A 13,889-nucleotide genomic window follows, 5' to 3' on the forward strand; every position below is an offset into this window, starting at 1 on the left:
TAATCAACAAAAAAAGAGACTGAAAACATCTCAGTCTCTGATTAAATCTATTCATTAACGAGGGTCAATCACCAGCTGCGTTTCGGCATAAAAACTGCCGATTCCCAAACCGTTTACAACATCGCCTTTAATCGTGTAAGTGCCTGCGCGCGGAAGGGTTTTGCGCACCATGACAAGATCAAATTCGGATGCCCCTAACAAATCAAGCGTAAGCGGGAGTCTGACAGTTTTTCCATCGTTTAAAATCTGTGTTTCTTTCAGCGTTCTTCCATTCACTGAATCTCTTGTTGTAGCATGGAACCCGTCAGGAAATTGAAATTCTACCGCGCCAAGAGAAAGCACCGCATTTGGTTTATATGTCACTTCAATATCAGAAGTGGTCCACTCTTTTGTGCTGTTAATCGTTTTTGCCTCGATTGATGCAGACTGTGCATGAGCTTGGCCTGAAGGAAGCAAGATTGATAGTAAGACAGCTGAACTGATCAATAATGAAGATACGAATGAAGTTCTTTTTAACATGACATTTCCTCCTCAAATCACTGTTGGGATTGGCCAGAGCGTCCTCTGCAGAAAAAGCGTTTTTTCGTAATTCGCGAATTACCAATTCTTTTTCTTAAAAGTTAATCTATCATCATTTTACATGGAAGTAAATGCTTTTTTAGGAATATTAACACTTGGAATCATTTGAGAATATCATCCTGTTTACACAAGGTTCAAATGGATGATTTTCTCTCTTTTTCTAGTAACATTATCCTGTTGATTTCTATCCTTTAGCCTATTTTGAAAAAAGGACAAAAAAAGTCGAAGATGCCTCCGCTCTCCGATTGATCACGTTCCTATTTTTATCTATTTTCGGTATTCCAGTTAAAACCGATCGTTTCATCATTCCATGGAATTCTTTTTTCATCAGGCTGATCCGGGTTATACGACATGGTGGTGAAGTAGATAATCGTCAGTGGCGTCTCTCCCAGCACTCTGTACCCGTGGGCCACCCCTTTTGGGATCAATAACAGCATCGGGTTGTCTTCACCCATATAATAGACGTCAGTTTCTCCTTTTGTCTTTGAATCATCTCGAAGATCGTAAAGGACAACCTGAGCGTGGCCGGTTGGGAAGAACCAGAGATCATCCTGTTTCTCGTGATAATGAAATGCTTTAATCACACCCGGATAGCTTTTCGACCAAGAGGCCTGACCAAAATGCTCAAGAAGGTTCTCATCATCCCGAACCAGCTCGGCAAAAAAGCCTCTGTCATCACTATGCTTCGTCAATTTTTTCACCTTGACTCCATCAATCACGCGCACTGCTCCTTTCCTGTAAATACTCCCGTAACGCTTCCCGCCAATGGCGAGGGCGAATGCCGGCTTCTTCAATGGCCTGATGGCTCAGCACAGAGTAAGCCGGACGGGGCGTTTTGTTCCCATATTCTTCTGTCGTGACAGGCAAAATGACTGTGGCCAGTCCGCTTTCTTCCATAATGGCCTTCGCGAATTCATACCAGCTGCATATTCCTGAATTGCTGACATGATAGATGCCCGGCGGATGGCTGAACAGCTTGATGACCGCTTCTGCTAAATCCTTCGTATAGGTCGGCGAACCAATTTGATCGCTTACAACCCGCAGCTCTTGTTTCGTTTCAGCAAGCTTCAGCATGGTATGAACGAAATTGCTGCCGCCATGTCCGTAAACCCACGACGTTCTGATGATCGTGCTGTCTTTTGTCGCTAATCGAATCAGTTCTTCTCCGAGCTTTTTGCTTTTGCCGTAGATGGTGTTCGGATCGAGGGGGTCGTCTTCCCTGTAAGGCTGGGTTCCTTTCCCGTCAAAAACATAGTCCGTGCTGATATGAACGTATTGAGCACCGATGCGGGTTGCCTCAAGCGCTGTATAATAAGCGCCGATTCCGTTAATTAAATACGCTTTATCAAGTTCTGTCTCGCATTTATCAACCGACGTAAACGCGGCTGCATTGACCACGATATCCGGCTGATAATGGCCAAACGAATGCCGTACTGAGCGCTGGTCGGCAATGTTCATCATCTTCTTTGTTAACGCAATGACCTCATATCCCGCTTGCTTCAGCTGGCGGCACAGTTCCAGGCCAAGCTGTCCTCCCGCGCCAGTCACCAATACCTTTGTCAATCGGATCACCTTCTCATCGGTCATTGTCTGTATACCAGCGAATCGTACGTGCAATGCCTTCTTCGAACGGCACTTCCTGCCGCCAGCCCAGTTCGTTTTTCAGCTTTGATGCATTGATCGCATAGCGCCGGTCATGCCCTTTTCGGTCTTCCACGTGTGCGAACAATTCCTCACAGCCCAGTTGCTTCATGATGATGCTCGCCAGCTCTTTATTCGTGCGTTCATTTCCGCCGCCGATGTTATATACCTCGCCGTCAGTTCCTTTTTCTAAGATCAGCTTGATGGCACGGCAATGATCCTCCGTAAACAGCCAGTCTCGGATCTGAAGCCCATCGCCATACAGCGGAACCGGAAGCCCTTGCTTCGCGTGGCGGATAATCGTCGGTATCATTTTTTCGCTGTGCTGATAAGGGCCGTAATTGTTGCTGCATCGTGTAATAATGGCCGGAAGCTTGTGGGTTTTCACATACGATAACACGAGCAAATCAGAGCTTGCCTTGCTGGCTGAATAAGGGTTATTAGGAGAAAGCGGCGTCGTTTCAGTAAACGCGGGATCATCTGCTTCTAAATCCCCATACACCTCATCTGTTGAAATATGAATCAGCTTCTTGGCTTTTCCCCGCAAGACCGCTTCCGCCAAACGATATGTCCCCATGACATTAGTGGTGATAAACGGTTCTGCTTGGGAAATGCTTCTGTCCACATGCGATTCCGCAGCGAAGTGAATCACGCCGTCATAGGTCTCATCAAATGCCCGGTCGATATCCTCCTGAACGCTGATATCCCCTTTTATAAAACGAAATCGGCTGTTTTCCTTTAATGTTTCCATTTCGTCCGGGTGGCTGGCGTACGTCAGTTTATCTAAAACGGTAATGCGCGCCTCCGTTTCCTTCAGCATGAGCTTTGTAAACGTGAGCCCGATGAAGCCGGCCCCGCCCGTAATTAAATATGATTTTGCCATCACTTTTCGTCCTGTCCTTTCTGTAAAGCCTTGTGTACAAGCTGGGAGGCGAGATGTAGCGATTCGTGAGTTCCGGCATCGACCCACCAGCCTGATAACACATCATACGTAAGCTGGCTGTTTTCGATGTATAGATTATTCACATCGGTGATTTCCAGCTCGCCGCGCTTTGACGGTGATATTTGTTCAATATACGAAAAAACCTCCGCATCATACATATAAATGCCGGTCACACAAAGGTTGGTCGGCGGGTGTGCGGGCTTCTCGATAATGGAACGAATCCGCTTGTTTTTCTCATCAATCTCAGCAATCCCGAAGCGTTCCGGATCATCAACTTCTTTCAGCAGCACCTTTGCTCCTTTTCTCTGCTGTTCAAAGCGCTCCGTAAAAGGCTTTAATGAATCTTCGAATATATTATCACCTAATAATAAAATAAAAGGCTCTTTTTTCGTAAAGCGTTTTGCATAAGACAGCCCATCCGAAATGCCCGATGCGGCTGGCTGAACCTGATAAGTGATTGTCACGCCAAGCTCTTCCCCGTTCCCAAGCAGTTTATAAAATTGCGGCATATGCTCTTTTTGGCTGATGAGTAAAATGTCTTTTATTCCGGCTTCCTCCAGCTTCATAATCGACCAGTAAATCATCGGATACGGGCCTACAGGAAGCAAATGCTTGTTAACGGCTTTGGTTAAGGGCATAAGGCGTGAGCCGTTTCCTCCGGCTAAAATAACACCTTTCACATTAACACTTCCTTACATGCATTTTTTATACCTTTTGATCCATACAAATCTTGAAGAATAGCTGATACCCGGACTTGATCGGCTGCGCCAGATTTTAAAAATTTCTTGCAGCCCGGAAGGCGGGTGAAGAATAAGATAATCCTATCCTTCATAGATGCGGGTGTTTCCTGCTTCTGATATTGCCGTAAATTCCGTTGATGAATCAGTTATTCAAAGAGTACAATTTTGGCATCTGTTTCCGCCTTTATTTTCCTTTACAGATCACGGGCGCGCCGAGTATATCAAACAAATCAGATCAAGTTTCTTGCTTTTTATTTCCCGGAGAATAAATTCGTGCCGCTGCATCAATCAGCGCAAAAGCCTGGCATTCCAGCCTCGGCAATTATAAATACAGGAGCGTTTTTTCCCGTAGTTTCAATCTGAAACTCTGCCATTATTTCGCTTCCTTGCCCGGCCAAATATGATAATCGTAATACGATTGTTCAGCGGTGAATCCCATTCTTTCATAAAGGCGGATCGCCCTTACATTGTGAAGCTGCGTCTCCGCTGTTACCGTTTTATGCTCCTGGGTCTCAGGTTGTTCTATGAAATTCGCCAATAAATGAAACGCGATACGTTTTCCTTCAAATCCCGGCTTCACAGCCATCAAATCGAGAATGGATTCATCGCCTCTGGATAGGCCTTGAAGATAGCCGATGACCTCGCCATTGTGCTTAGCGACAATATTGACAGCCGCCCTTCCATTGAGATTGTTTCGTGTCCACTCCTGAAAGATCTTGTTTGCTGCTTCGCGGCTGAGATGAGGATCTTGAAAATATCTGCTTTTTGTAAACGAGTCTCGGGCCAGCTCACATATCGCTTCTGTGTCTCCGGGCTCAGGCGGGCCCAGTTCAAAAAATGGCGGTGTTTTGTCATAAAAAGACGGGGGCTTTGCCAGCTTAAGCAAACTGCCGACAAAGTAAGAGGATGGCTGCTGCTGTATCACATGCGCGGCACCGATATCTTCAGCCGAAACACGGACAGAGATAAAATCAGTTTCATCCATTTGCCGTACAGAATAAAAGGCTTGAAACAGCTTCTTCAACTGCCCGGCGCTATTTGCCGCAAGAAATTTGACGTTCATGACTTTTTTCTGAAGCATCCGGCTTTCCCACAGAGAATCTTCGTAAAGCAAGATGCCTTGGAGCCTGCTGTTTTCAAAAAGGCCGAGGGAAAATTGATACGGAACGTTCAGTGTAAGCTGCCTTCTTTGGATAAATTCCTCAATCGCCTCTTTGGAGACATTTTCTTTTACCGTATACATTTAACCAGCCCCTTTTCGATATCCCGCACAGCTTCAATGACATCCTGTACATCTTCGTCCGACATTGATGGATAGAGCGGGAGTGACAGGGTTCGTTTATAGTCATTCATGGCGAGCGGGAGGTCCGCTTCCTTAAACCCGAATCGCTTTTGATAATACGGATGAATGTGTACTGGGATAAAATGAACGCTGCGCGTGATACCGGCCTGTTTTTCATCAGCTTGCAAAACATATAAATGCCAGGCGGCAAACTTTTTTTCAAATTGCTGAACCTTCGAGGCTTTAAAGAGCCATCCCGATTCCAGCGTTTCTGTGACCTCCTGAATTTCTTCCTTACTGATGTTTTGCGCTCCTATCACTTTATTCAATATCCTCCCGCCTGTAATCAATCCCTGTTTTGGCTTTCAGTTCCGCAAATAGAGCGTTTGTTGATTCTGCCACCGGATAATTGGCTGCTGTGAACGCCAGACGCGCCTCTTCTGCTTTTTCGTGCACGGCGGGACTTCGAAGAACCTCAATCAAGGTGCGCGCCAGGTCATCCGGCTGATCAAACATAAAATCGCCAAGAGATTCATAGTACGGATACGTGCGGTTTCCGGATGATTTCCCGATCAGCACAGGCTTTTGAAACAGCATGGCTTCAAGTCCGACTGTTGAGGTTTGCGTCACTGCCGCGTTAGTATACGGAAGCAAATCATACAGATCAAGCTCCTTTTTGATGACTCTGCATGCTTTATGTTTTTTCGCCGCGGCGTAATACAGATCAAGCTTGTTTTTTCCGATTTCCCAAGGATGGGGTTTGATGATAATTTGCAACTGTTTCTGATCAGAAAGCCCTTCTAGCACACCGGAATAAAAATCATCTGAAAAGGGCTGGGTCGCAATGAGCACGATTTTTTTAGACGGATGAAAAGCGAGTTTTCGATAGAATGTGGACATGTCCATAGGGGTTCTGTTAAAAATCTGATCGAAGCGGGGATGTCCCGTTATGAGAATCTGCTCGGGTTTACAGCCTTTTCGTATATACCACTCCGCTTCATACGCACCAAAAACGGCTTGATAGGTTGTAAAAACAGGAATGAAGGCTTCATCTCCCATCAACGCGCCATGCTGAAGACAAATGCTAACGGCCCCTCTCCTTTCACACATGAGCGCGAGCACCCTGCTGTAAATGTCTTCTGCCGTTCCGACGACAACGGCCGAAATCTTCTCCTGTTCAAACAGCGCATCAACCGCATCAATGGCCTCCATAAATAAAGGAATATCTTTGAAAAGCCTGTCGCGAAATGCTTGATCACCGAATGCCGGGTGGTCATCAAAAGCGGCAAGAATCGAAACGGCTGTTTCGAGATACGGCTTCGGATCGCCTTTTTGGCATGATTCCGCAAGTTCACGCTTGCTAATGACAGGCAGATCACAATAATCCGGCAAACTCCATCTGGCCAAAACAGCTGTTTTTTCAGGATCAAATTGATAGTAATTTTCGTTTGAAAAACGCAGGTAATCAAAATGCAAAATGACTTTCCCCTTAACAGGTTCGTCATTTGTTTTGACCATACTTTGTATTTTTTCTTTAAAAAACGGCTGAATTTGTCCTTCATCGACATACTGATCCACCGATCCGAATAACTCCGGTTCTTCTTCCATCATCACTCGCAGCTCAGGGCTGATGTATTGATAAAAATTACTGATAAGCCCAAGAGGAATCCCCTTGTAGCGAAGTCCGTCAAAAAGCTCCACATACTTCCTGTACAGCACCCAATAATTGCTTAAATAGGCCGACAAGCTCTCACCCCATTCCAAGCTTTTTTAATGATTCACGCAGTTCGCGGCAATTGCGCTGCGGAGGAAGGTTCCGGACGAATTCATTTTTTTCTGATTCAAACAGCTGAAAGTGAATCGATTGGTCGGTAATATAATTCAGATCCAGCTCCTCGGCCAGCGGGTAAAATGGATAAAAATGATTGACTCTCCAAAAGAAGCGGGCATCACCGATCCGATAAAATGCCGGGCTTTCATCCCAATAGGAGCCAAACCTCTCCTTCACCTTCTCAAGCACCGAATATCTGTGCATCACCGAGCAATGATCGATGGCGCACGGCGCGTTCCACGTCACTTGAGCAGCAGGCCTGACAGTTTCTTTTACAATGTCGCGATGCTCGTTTAAATGATAGGTTTTGGAGGCTGAGTAAATCACAGCCTTTTCAGGATGAGCATCGAGCTCCCCCACCATTTTCAGGAGGCGGTCCGGCATATAGATGTTATCATCCGTCGCATAAGTGATATATTCACCCTCCGCCATCTCAAGCGCCTGATTGATCAGCGCCGCGTATCTCGTTTTTTCCGTTCTTTCCTTCACTCCAGATACATCGCTTTGATAAAAACGCACTCGGTTATCATTCAAAAAAGGACGGATTACATTCAGCGTCTCTTCATTGGAGTTGTCATCCATAATAAACAATTCAAAATCTGAAAAGGTTTGTGAGAGTATGCTAGAAATGGACTTTGCCACATAATCGCTTTTATTATAGCTTGTCATAATGACTGACACTTTCGGCAAATCCTACACCTCCTTCTTGAAACTTCACACCTGAAACTAACGTTATCTTATGTTGCTTATTCGCAAGTTGCGCTAGGAATACAAACCAATATGCGAAAAGTTTGTGTATGTCTATAAAAAACAGCGGCTGCCCGGGTCAAAATCTGTGCTGTCCACTGTTCTTTTTCCGCATATTCCAAGCATCAGCCTCATAAGGTGAAAGAGATAAAAATTGCACCAGCGACTAAGATCGTTTCCATCGGAGGTGAGTCATCGCGGAGCGTTCATCTATACATCCGGAACATGTCCTGAAGGGTTTTCATAAAAAGGAGGAACGATATGAAACCGAAAAAAAATCAATATCAGCAAATGCAGGCATATGATAATATGCAGGTTTATCAGCCTCAGTACGGCGCCAATCCGTACCCGCAGCAAGGTCAAGGCCCACAAATGCAGACGATGGGGATGCAGCAAACGATGCCGATGCAGCAGGGACAGCAAGGCTTCGGATTCCCCGGCCAGCAGCAGGGCGGCGGGTTTCAAATTCCATCGGGGCCGACACCGTCAGCGCCGGGCCAAAGCGTTCCCGGTATGCTGCCTGTTGAGGAATCATACATTGAGAACATTTTGCGCCTGAACAGAGGAAAAACGGCGACCATCTATATGACTTTTGAAAACAGCAAGGAATGGGGCTCGAAGATCTTTCGCGGCGTCATCGAGGCTGCGGGCCGGGATCACATTATCCTCAGCGATCCGAAATCAGGAACACGCTACCTGCTCCTGACAATCTACCTCGATTACATTACATTTGATGAAGAGATTGCGTATACGTATCCATATTCCATGGCGTCCTATTCGCCAAGATAAAGAAAAAGCCAATCGCTCATTTGATGAGGATTGGCTTTTTTGTTTATAGATATTTGACGGCTGCGACAACGATCATAATCCAAGAAATAATAAATGCCACACCGCCGAGCGGGGTAATGGCCCCGAGGATGGAGATTTGCGTTACACTGAGAATATATAAGCTTCCGGAAAACAGTACAATTCCCGCAAACATCAGCCAGCCCGCTGTCGTGACACTGCCGATGCCGGATAATTTATCGGCCAGAAACGCGACAACGAAAAGTCCAAGAGCGTGATACATATGATACTGCACACCTGTGTGCCAAACCTGAAGATATTTATCAGGAATTTTCCCTTCTAATCCGTGAGCGCCAAATGCCCCGAGTCCCACGGCAAGCAGGGCGTTAATGGCCCCTAATATGATAAAAACTTTCATCTATCTCTCCCGCCTTTTCGTTAAACTCATATCATTTATCTTAACGCACCTGTACCAAAATTCAATGTTTGTTCTCCGATGACACGAGATTGTCGGATTTTCTCCTGCGCCAAAGCTGAAACTGGTCTGCCGCTATTGCAGCAAGCGTTCCTAATACAAGCCCGTTGCTTAATAGAGAAATAAATACCGGATGCAAACCCTTTAATGCAGTTTCAGGAACAAACATGATACCGACCCCTGTCAGCAGCGAGATGCCGATCACAGACCGCACCCTTTTCAGTTCTGCTTTCTCATATGAATCAAATTCTGCAAAGGCCAAGCCGCCCATTGCGGAGAACACAACAAAGTTCACCGCAAACCCAACAGGTGACGGCAGGCTCGCAAACGCATTCATAAAAAACGGGATCACACTGATCGCGACAACCAGAATACTGCCGATCATAAACGGTTTTTTAGAAGGCATTTTGGTCGTCTCAATAAAACCCGCAGCTCCCGAAATCGGAACCGGTGCAACGGCTCCCGTCAAACCGCTCAGCAGATGGCTGAATGAGGCGGCAAAACCGGCTTGGCGTTCGTGATGCTGTTCATCAGGCTTTTTGCCGAATTTTTTCACAGCGATGTCCACAACCTTCATGCTCGCCAGCATATTCACAATCAGCAAGATGGTAATAAAAATTGAGGTGATGATCAGGCCGCTGTTAAATAACGGGGTCCCAAAAGGAAACAGGGAAGGCAGCTGAAACAGCCGATCCGGCATTTCAATCGGCTTTGCCGCTCCGGCAGCCGCAAACAGCACCCACCCGCCGAACAGGGCCAATAAAATAGAATATTGCTTCAAAAACATGATGTTCGAATTTGTCATCATAAAGGCGGCGGCGACAACAACAAGCGCCAGGACAAATACAAGACCGTCCACACTGTCTTTTCGATAGCCGATTCCAAGAATTCCTTTTATAATCGGCTGACTCAGCTGCATCACAAGCAGCAATAAATAGACGCCGGTCACAACCGGGGTAAACAAGGCGGCAAGCCGGTCAATGACCTTGAAGACACTTAACAAAAAGAAACATACAGCGCTTACAAGAAGAGCTCCCTGCAAACCGCGCAATGTATCCCCATATGTCGCAAATACAGTTCCCGTCAGCCCGCCGTAGATCGTGTACACTCCCCACCACAAACCGGCGGGGCTCTCGTTGATCGGCAGTCTGTGGCCTTTCAAACACTGAATGACGGCGGCAATTCCCAGTACAAAAAAGGTGCTTTGGATCAATCTCGCAGAATCGGAGTGATCCAGATGAAACGACTGGGCAACCGCCACCGGAACAACAATCGCCGCAGCAATGATAAACGCTGTCCATTGCAGAGCGCCAAGAACCAATTTCACGTGAGCTCAACCTTTCTTATTAAAAATCAAATAAAGACTCTCCGTTTCCATCCTCTTCCTTCTTCTCTTTTTCCTGCTTTCGATATTTGTTTAATCCCGCGCTTCCCATCATTTTTTCCATCATCAGCTGGTCTGTCGATGGCGGCGCGGCAGGACTCGGCGTGATGCTCGGCTGTATGGGGGGCGCGCTCGCGGTCTCCGGCTGATCCAGCACGACGTCACACAAAGAACGGACAACCGCTACGTAACGCTTCAGCTCCTCATCACGTTCAGCCGTCTTTGCTTTTTTCAGCTCCTCTTCCATCTTTTGAATCAAAGCAGATATGTGAATGTTCATCAAGAACCCTCCAAAAAATAAATTCGTCTTCCTGCATTTTATCAAATTCCTGCCGTAAACGCAGATATGAGTTTGTTATTTTTTCTGACAAACCTTGTGCATTTGACAAGCAGAAGAGATTTTTCACATAATAAATCACCATACCTTACAAAAAAGGAGAAACGGAATGAACAGCATCCCCTCTATCGTCAGCAAGCACAAAGCCTATTTTGCGGCGGGGCATACGAGACCGCTCGAATCGAGGCTGGACATGTTGCAGAAGCTGAAACAAGCCATCAAAATGCATGAAGCCGATTTAACAGCCGCTCTCTATCAGGATCTCCACAAATCCGAACAGGAGGCATACACAACAGAAATCGGAATCGTGCTGGAGGAAATCAACTTTGTGATGAAACGGCTGAGAAAATGGGCCAAGCCGAAACGGGTCAAAACACCGTTGACCCATCTAGGCTCCAAAAGCATCATCATCCCTGAGCCTTATGGAACCGTTTTGGTGATTGCGCCTTGGAATTATCCCTTGCAGCTGGCGCTATCTCCAATGATTGGTGCCATTGCGGCCGGGAACACTGTCGTTCTCAAGCCGTCTGAATATACGCCGGCTGTTTCCGCTGTTCTTTCCAAACTCATCAGCAGCGTTTTTCCGAGTGATTATGTCGCTATGGCGGAAGGCGGGCCCGACATCAGCACAGCATTATTACAGCAGCCCTTTGACTATATTTTCTTCACCGGCAGCGTTGCCGTCGGAAAAATCGTTATGGAGGCCGCCGCCAAACAATTAGTTCCCGTCACCTTGGAGCTCGGCGGCAAAAGCCCCTGCATTGTCCATAAGGATGCAGACATACAACTTGCTGCCAAACGCATTGTCTTCGGGAAATTCACAAATGCGGGACAAACCTGCATCGCACCGGATTATTTATTTGTCCACGAAGACATCAAAACGAAGCTCACAAAAGAAATGAAGCGTGCGATCAGTGAATTTTACGGCCCTCAGCCCGAACAGAATCCGCAATACGGCAAAATCGTCAGTGAGCGCCACTATCAGCGGCTGCTCAGCTTTCTGAATGATGGCGTCCCGCTCACAGGCGGACAATCTGATCCTGATCACCACAAAATAGCGCCGACAATTCTTGATCAAGTGAAAGATGACTCTCCTGTGATGCAGGAGGAGATTTTCGGGCCGATTCTTCCGCTGTTTACATACAGCGATATCGGCGAAGTCATCGAGAAAATCCAGTCGCGCCCAAAGCCGCTCGCCTTGTATGTCTTCACTACAAACCCAGAAATCGAGCGGGCTGTTTTAAAGAATCTGTCATTTGGCGGCGGCTGTGTCAATGATACGTTAATGCACGTCGCGACACCGTATTTGCCATTCGGAGGCGTCGGAGAAAGCGGCATCGGCAGCTATCACGGATTTGACAGCTTTAACACATTTACGCACAAAAAAAGCGTCGTCAAACAAACGAACCGCTTCGACTTCGCTTTCCGGTACCCTTCCTCCAAAAACGGCCTGCGAATGATTCGGAAGATACTTAAATAAAAAAGCGCAGAGTATCTGCGCTTTTACAAATCCTTTATACACCAATCAATCGGTGCCTCTCCCATTTTCTCCAAGAACGCATTCGCCCGGGAAAACGGTCTGCTTCCGAAAAATCCGTTCCTTGCCGAAAACGGGCTGGGGTGCGTCGATTCAATGATAAAATGCTTGGACGTGTCGATCCGTTCTTTTTTCATTTGGGCATGCCGGCCCCACAAAATAAAGATCACCGGCCGCTCCCTTTCATTCAGCACGTCAATCATTCGGTCCGTCAGACGCTCCCAGCCTTTTCCTTTATGAGAATTCGCCTGTCCGCGCCTTACTGTCAGCACAGTATTCAGCAAAAGAACTCCTTGCTCCGCCCAGCTGACAAGCGACCCGTGATTTGGGATGCTGCACCCGATGTCCTGCTGCAGCTCAAGAAAGATATTTTTTAATGAAGGCGGCTGCTTCACACCCGGCTTTACGGAGAAGCTCAAACCTTGAGCCTGTCCAGGCCCGTGATACGGATCTTGGCCGAGTATCACCACCTTGACATCATCGTATGAGGTATAATGCAGCGCATTAAAAATATCCCGGCTGTCCGGATATATCGTTTGCTCCGCGTATTCCCGCTTCAGCATTTCTCTGAGCTCTTGATAATACGGTTTCTCAAACTCTTCCTTCAGCTGGTTCCACCAGCTGTCCTGTAAAAGCTGTTTCAAGATTCAGGCCTCCCTTACGAACGATGAAGCCTGGAATAGACAGGCTTGCCATCCCAAACGATTTCACTTTGTGCTTCCCGTCTTTTCATATCAGGCTCTTCAAGCAGGACGGCAAAGTTTTTCGTCGGCAGTTCCCCGAGTCCGTGCTTTTCACTTAAACGGTCCAAATATTGTTTCCGCTTGGCGCCAAGGTCCGCGGACTGATTGTCTCCCGCGTCACTGAAGGCATAAATCACACTGGCGCAAGGGACACGCTTCACCCGGTACTCCTTCGCCGCGCGCAAATAAAAATCCCAGTCCCAATAATTGTGCACATCAGCATCGAAATACCCGATTTCATCATGCAGAAAACGTCTGTACATGCTGCCCGACGGCACGTATGTAGAGAACACTCTCATATCCTCATAGTCAGCGGTATAAGCAAACAGCTTTCGCGAAACTGGATATCTTGTTCCGTTTTTCTCTTCAAACGAAACAATTTCCGCATCAGAATGAACGAAATCTGCCGTCTCGATTTCCTTCGCCATTCTCTCCACATGTCCCGGCGTAAAGAAATCATCGTCATCACAAAGCATAATGCAATCGCCAGACGCCTCTTTTACACCGGCATTTCTCGCAGCCACATGCCCCGAGTTCTTTTCTAAATTGATGACAGCAATCGGCAGCTCCGGATACAGTGCTTTGACCGGCACGACCGATTCCCCGGCATCATTCACAATAATGATTTCATACGGCTTCATGGTCTGTTGCGAAATCGACTCCAGAAGCTCACACAAAGCCGGAATCCGATTATAGGTCACAATTACGATAGAAATCTTCATGATGCTCTCCTTCTCATTTTTCTTAGTCATGTACTATTAAAACATATATTGGACGGGAGATCAGTGGGAATATCCTACTGAAACAGGAAAGGTGACGATGAGAATACTAGATGAATTGCTAAACCTTCTATATTGTGATACA

15 protein-coding genes and 4 pseudogenes are annotated in these 13,889 nt (G+C 46.7%); 2 read left to right on the forward strand and 17 right to left on the reverse strand.

Annotated elements, in window-relative coordinates:
* Positions 1-54: 54 nt before the first annotated feature.
* From bslB to spsA, 12 genes and pseudogenes are all read right to left on the reverse strand, one after another.
* Positions 55-519 carry a biofilm surface layer hydrophobin BslB gene (gene bslB, locus LWH95_RS14810; RefSeq protein WP_133485579.1) on the reverse strand — a complete coding sequence of 155 codons (465 nt, stop codon included), beginning with the start codon at positions 517-519 and terminating at the stop codon, positions 55-57.
* Between the two features lie 323 nt (positions 520-842).
* Positions 843-1,298 (reverse strand): dTDP-4-dehydrorhamnose 3,5-epimerase family protein, encoded by a 456-nt coding sequence (locus LWH95_RS14815; protein ID WP_119914434.1) that lies wholly within the window; start codon positions 1,296-1,298, stop codon positions 843-845.
* On the reverse strand, positions 1,291-2,142 hold the full coding sequence (gene rfbD / locus LWH95_RS14820) for a dTDP-4-dehydrorhamnose reductase (RefSeq protein ID WP_133486284.1): 852 nt from the start codon (positions 2,140-2,142) through the stop codon (positions 1,291-1,293). The genes LWH95_RS14815 and rfbD overlap by 8 nt, the downstream gene beginning before the upstream one ends.
* Before the next feature lie 13 nt (positions 2,143-2,155).
* Positions 2,156-3,103: a dTDP-glucose 4,6-dehydratase gene (gene rfbB / locus LWH95_RS14825; protein ID WP_232919884.1), complete on the reverse strand. Its 948-nt coding sequence runs from the start codon at positions 3,101-3,103 to the stop codon at positions 2,156-2,158.
* Positions 3,103-3,843, reverse strand: a complete 741-nt coding sequence (locus tag LWH95_RS14830) for a sugar phosphate nucleotidyltransferase (RefSeq protein ID WP_003235973.1) — start codon at positions 3,841-3,843, stop codon at positions 3,103-3,105. The genes rfbB and LWH95_RS14830 overlap by 1 nt, the downstream gene beginning before the upstream one ends.
* Before the next feature lie 144 nt (positions 3,844-3,987).
* Positions 3,988-4,188: pseudogene (locus tag LWH95_RS14835) on the reverse strand (PseG/SpsG family protein); the annotation flags it as partial.
* Positions 4,178-4,277 (reverse strand): annotated as a pseudogene (locus LWH95_RS21830) (hypothetical protein); the annotation flags it as partial. The pseudogenes LWH95_RS21830 and LWH95_RS14835, both read right to left, overlap by 11 nt.
* Entirely contained in the window at positions 4,277-5,146 is an 870-nt protein-coding gene (locus LWH95_RS14840; protein WP_232919885.1) for a GNAT family N-acetyltransferase, read from the reverse strand. The pseudogene LWH95_RS21830 and the gene LWH95_RS14840, both read right to left, overlap by 1 nt.
* Positions 5,134-5,391 (reverse strand): annotated as a pseudogene (locus LWH95_RS14845) (DegT/DnrJ/EryC1/StrS family aminotransferase); the annotation flags it as partial. The pseudogene LWH95_RS14845 and the gene LWH95_RS14840, both read right to left, overlap by 13 nt.
* Positions 5,392-5,394: 3 nt before the next feature.
* Positions 5,395-5,505 (reverse strand): annotated as a pseudogene (locus LWH95_RS21635) (DegT/DnrJ/EryC1/StrS family aminotransferase); the annotation flags it as partial.
* A 1-nt stretch (position 5,506) separates the two neighbouring features.
* Complete coding sequence (locus LWH95_RS14855; RefSeq protein ID WP_225514300.1) at positions 5,507-6,931, reverse strand: CDP-glycerol glycerophosphotransferase family protein; 1,425 nt, start codon at positions 6,929-6,931, stop codon at positions 5,507-5,509.
* Positions 6,932-6,935: 4 nt separating this feature from the next.
* Positions 6,936-7,706 (reverse strand): spore coat dTDP-glycosyltransferase SpsA, encoded by a 771-nt coding sequence (gene spsA, locus LWH95_RS14860; protein ID WP_232919886.1) that lies wholly within the window; start codon positions 7,704-7,706, stop codon positions 6,936-6,938.
* Between the two features lie 318 nt (positions 7,707-8,024).
* On the opposite strand from spsA, the gene gerQ reads away from it, so the two are divergent.
* Positions 8,025-8,552: a spore coat protein GerQ gene (gene gerQ, locus LWH95_RS14865; RefSeq protein WP_003235990.1), complete on the forward strand. Its 528-nt coding sequence runs from the start codon at positions 8,025-8,027 to the stop codon at positions 8,550-8,552.
* Positions 8,553-8,595: 43 nt separating this feature from the next.
* Here the strand turns inward: gerQ and LWH95_RS14870 are convergent, their stop codons facing one another.
* The 3 genes from LWH95_RS14870 to LWH95_RS14880 form a co-directional block, all read right to left on the reverse strand.
* Positions 8,596-8,967: a DUF423 domain-containing protein gene (locus LWH95_RS14870; RefSeq protein WP_003227446.1), complete on the reverse strand. Its 372-nt coding sequence runs from the start codon at positions 8,965-8,967 to the stop codon at positions 8,596-8,598.
* Positions 8,968-9,028: 61 nt separating this feature from the next.
* A complete protein-coding gene (locus tag LWH95_RS14875) occupies positions 9,029-10,351 on the reverse strand; it encodes a purine/pyrimidine permease (protein ID WP_232919887.1) in 1,323 nt (440 codons plus the stop codon).
* Between the two features lie 19 nt (positions 10,352-10,370).
* Positions 10,371-10,688: a YwdI family protein gene (locus LWH95_RS14880; RefSeq protein ID WP_029316930.1), complete on the reverse strand. Its 318-nt coding sequence runs from the start codon at positions 10,686-10,688 to the stop codon at positions 10,371-10,373.
* Between the two features lie 166 nt (positions 10,689-10,854).
* Here LWH95_RS14880 and LWH95_RS14885 point away from each other — a divergent pair, with 166 nt between their 5' ends.
* Positions 10,855-12,225 (forward strand): aldehyde dehydrogenase, encoded by a 1,371-nt coding sequence (locus LWH95_RS14885; RefSeq protein ID WP_232919888.1) that lies wholly within the window; start codon positions 10,855-10,857, stop codon positions 12,223-12,225.
* 23 nt (positions 12,226-12,248) lie between these two features.
* Here the strand turns inward: LWH95_RS14885 and LWH95_RS14890 are convergent, their stop codons facing one another.
* The gene (locus tag LWH95_RS14890; RefSeq protein ID WP_003235999.1) at positions 12,249-12,926 is read right to left on the reverse strand and encodes a uracil-DNA glycosylase; all 678 of its coding nucleotides are present in this window, start codon (positions 12,924-12,926) and stop codon (positions 12,249-12,251) included.
* Between the two features lie 14 nt (positions 12,927-12,940).
* Positions 12,941-13,747: a glycosyltransferase family 2 protein gene (locus LWH95_RS14895; RefSeq protein WP_148982380.1), complete on the reverse strand. Its 807-nt coding sequence runs from the start codon at positions 13,745-13,747 to the stop codon at positions 12,941-12,943.
* Positions 13,748-13,889: the final 142 nt, after the last annotated feature.

It is taken from the genome of Bacillus sp. G16, from assembly GCF_021282335.1.
Taxonomy (GTDB): Bacteria; Bacillota; Bacilli; order Bacillales; family Bacillaceae; genus Bacillus; species Bacillus inaquosorum.

Excerpts from the sequence above, each read along its gene's own strand:
- bslB (WP_133485579.1), bottom strand. The coding sequence starts at position 519 with ATGTTAAAAAGAACTTCATTCGTATCTTCATTATTGATCAGTTCAGCT.
- rfbB (WP_232919884.1), bottom strand. The coding sequence starts at position 3,103 with ATGGCAAAATCATATTTAATTACGGGCGGGGCCGGCTTCATCGGGCTC.
- LWH95_RS14840 (WP_232919885.1), bottom strand. The coding sequence starts at position 5,146 with ATGTATACGGTAAAAGAAAATGTCTCCAAAGAGGCGATTGAGGAATTT.
- gerQ (WP_003235990.1), top strand. The coding sequence starts at position 8,025 with ATGAAACCGAAAAAAAATCAATATCAGCAAATGCAGGCATATGATAAT.
- LWH95_RS14870 (WP_003227446.1), bottom strand. The coding sequence starts at position 8,967 with ATGAAAGTTTTTATCATATTAGGGGCCATTAACGCCCTGCTTGCCGTG.
- LWH95_RS14880 (WP_029316930.1), bottom strand. The coding sequence starts at position 10,688 with ATGAACATTCACATATCTGCTTTGATTCAAAAGATGGAAGAGGAGCTG.
- LWH95_RS14885 (WP_232919888.1), top strand. The coding sequence starts at position 10,855 with ATGAACAGCATCCCCTCTATCGTCAGCAAGCACAAAGCCTATTTTGCG.
- LWH95_RS14895 (WP_148982380.1), bottom strand. The coding sequence starts at position 13,747 with ATGAAGATTTCTATCGTAATTGTGACCTATAATCGGATTCCGGCTTTG.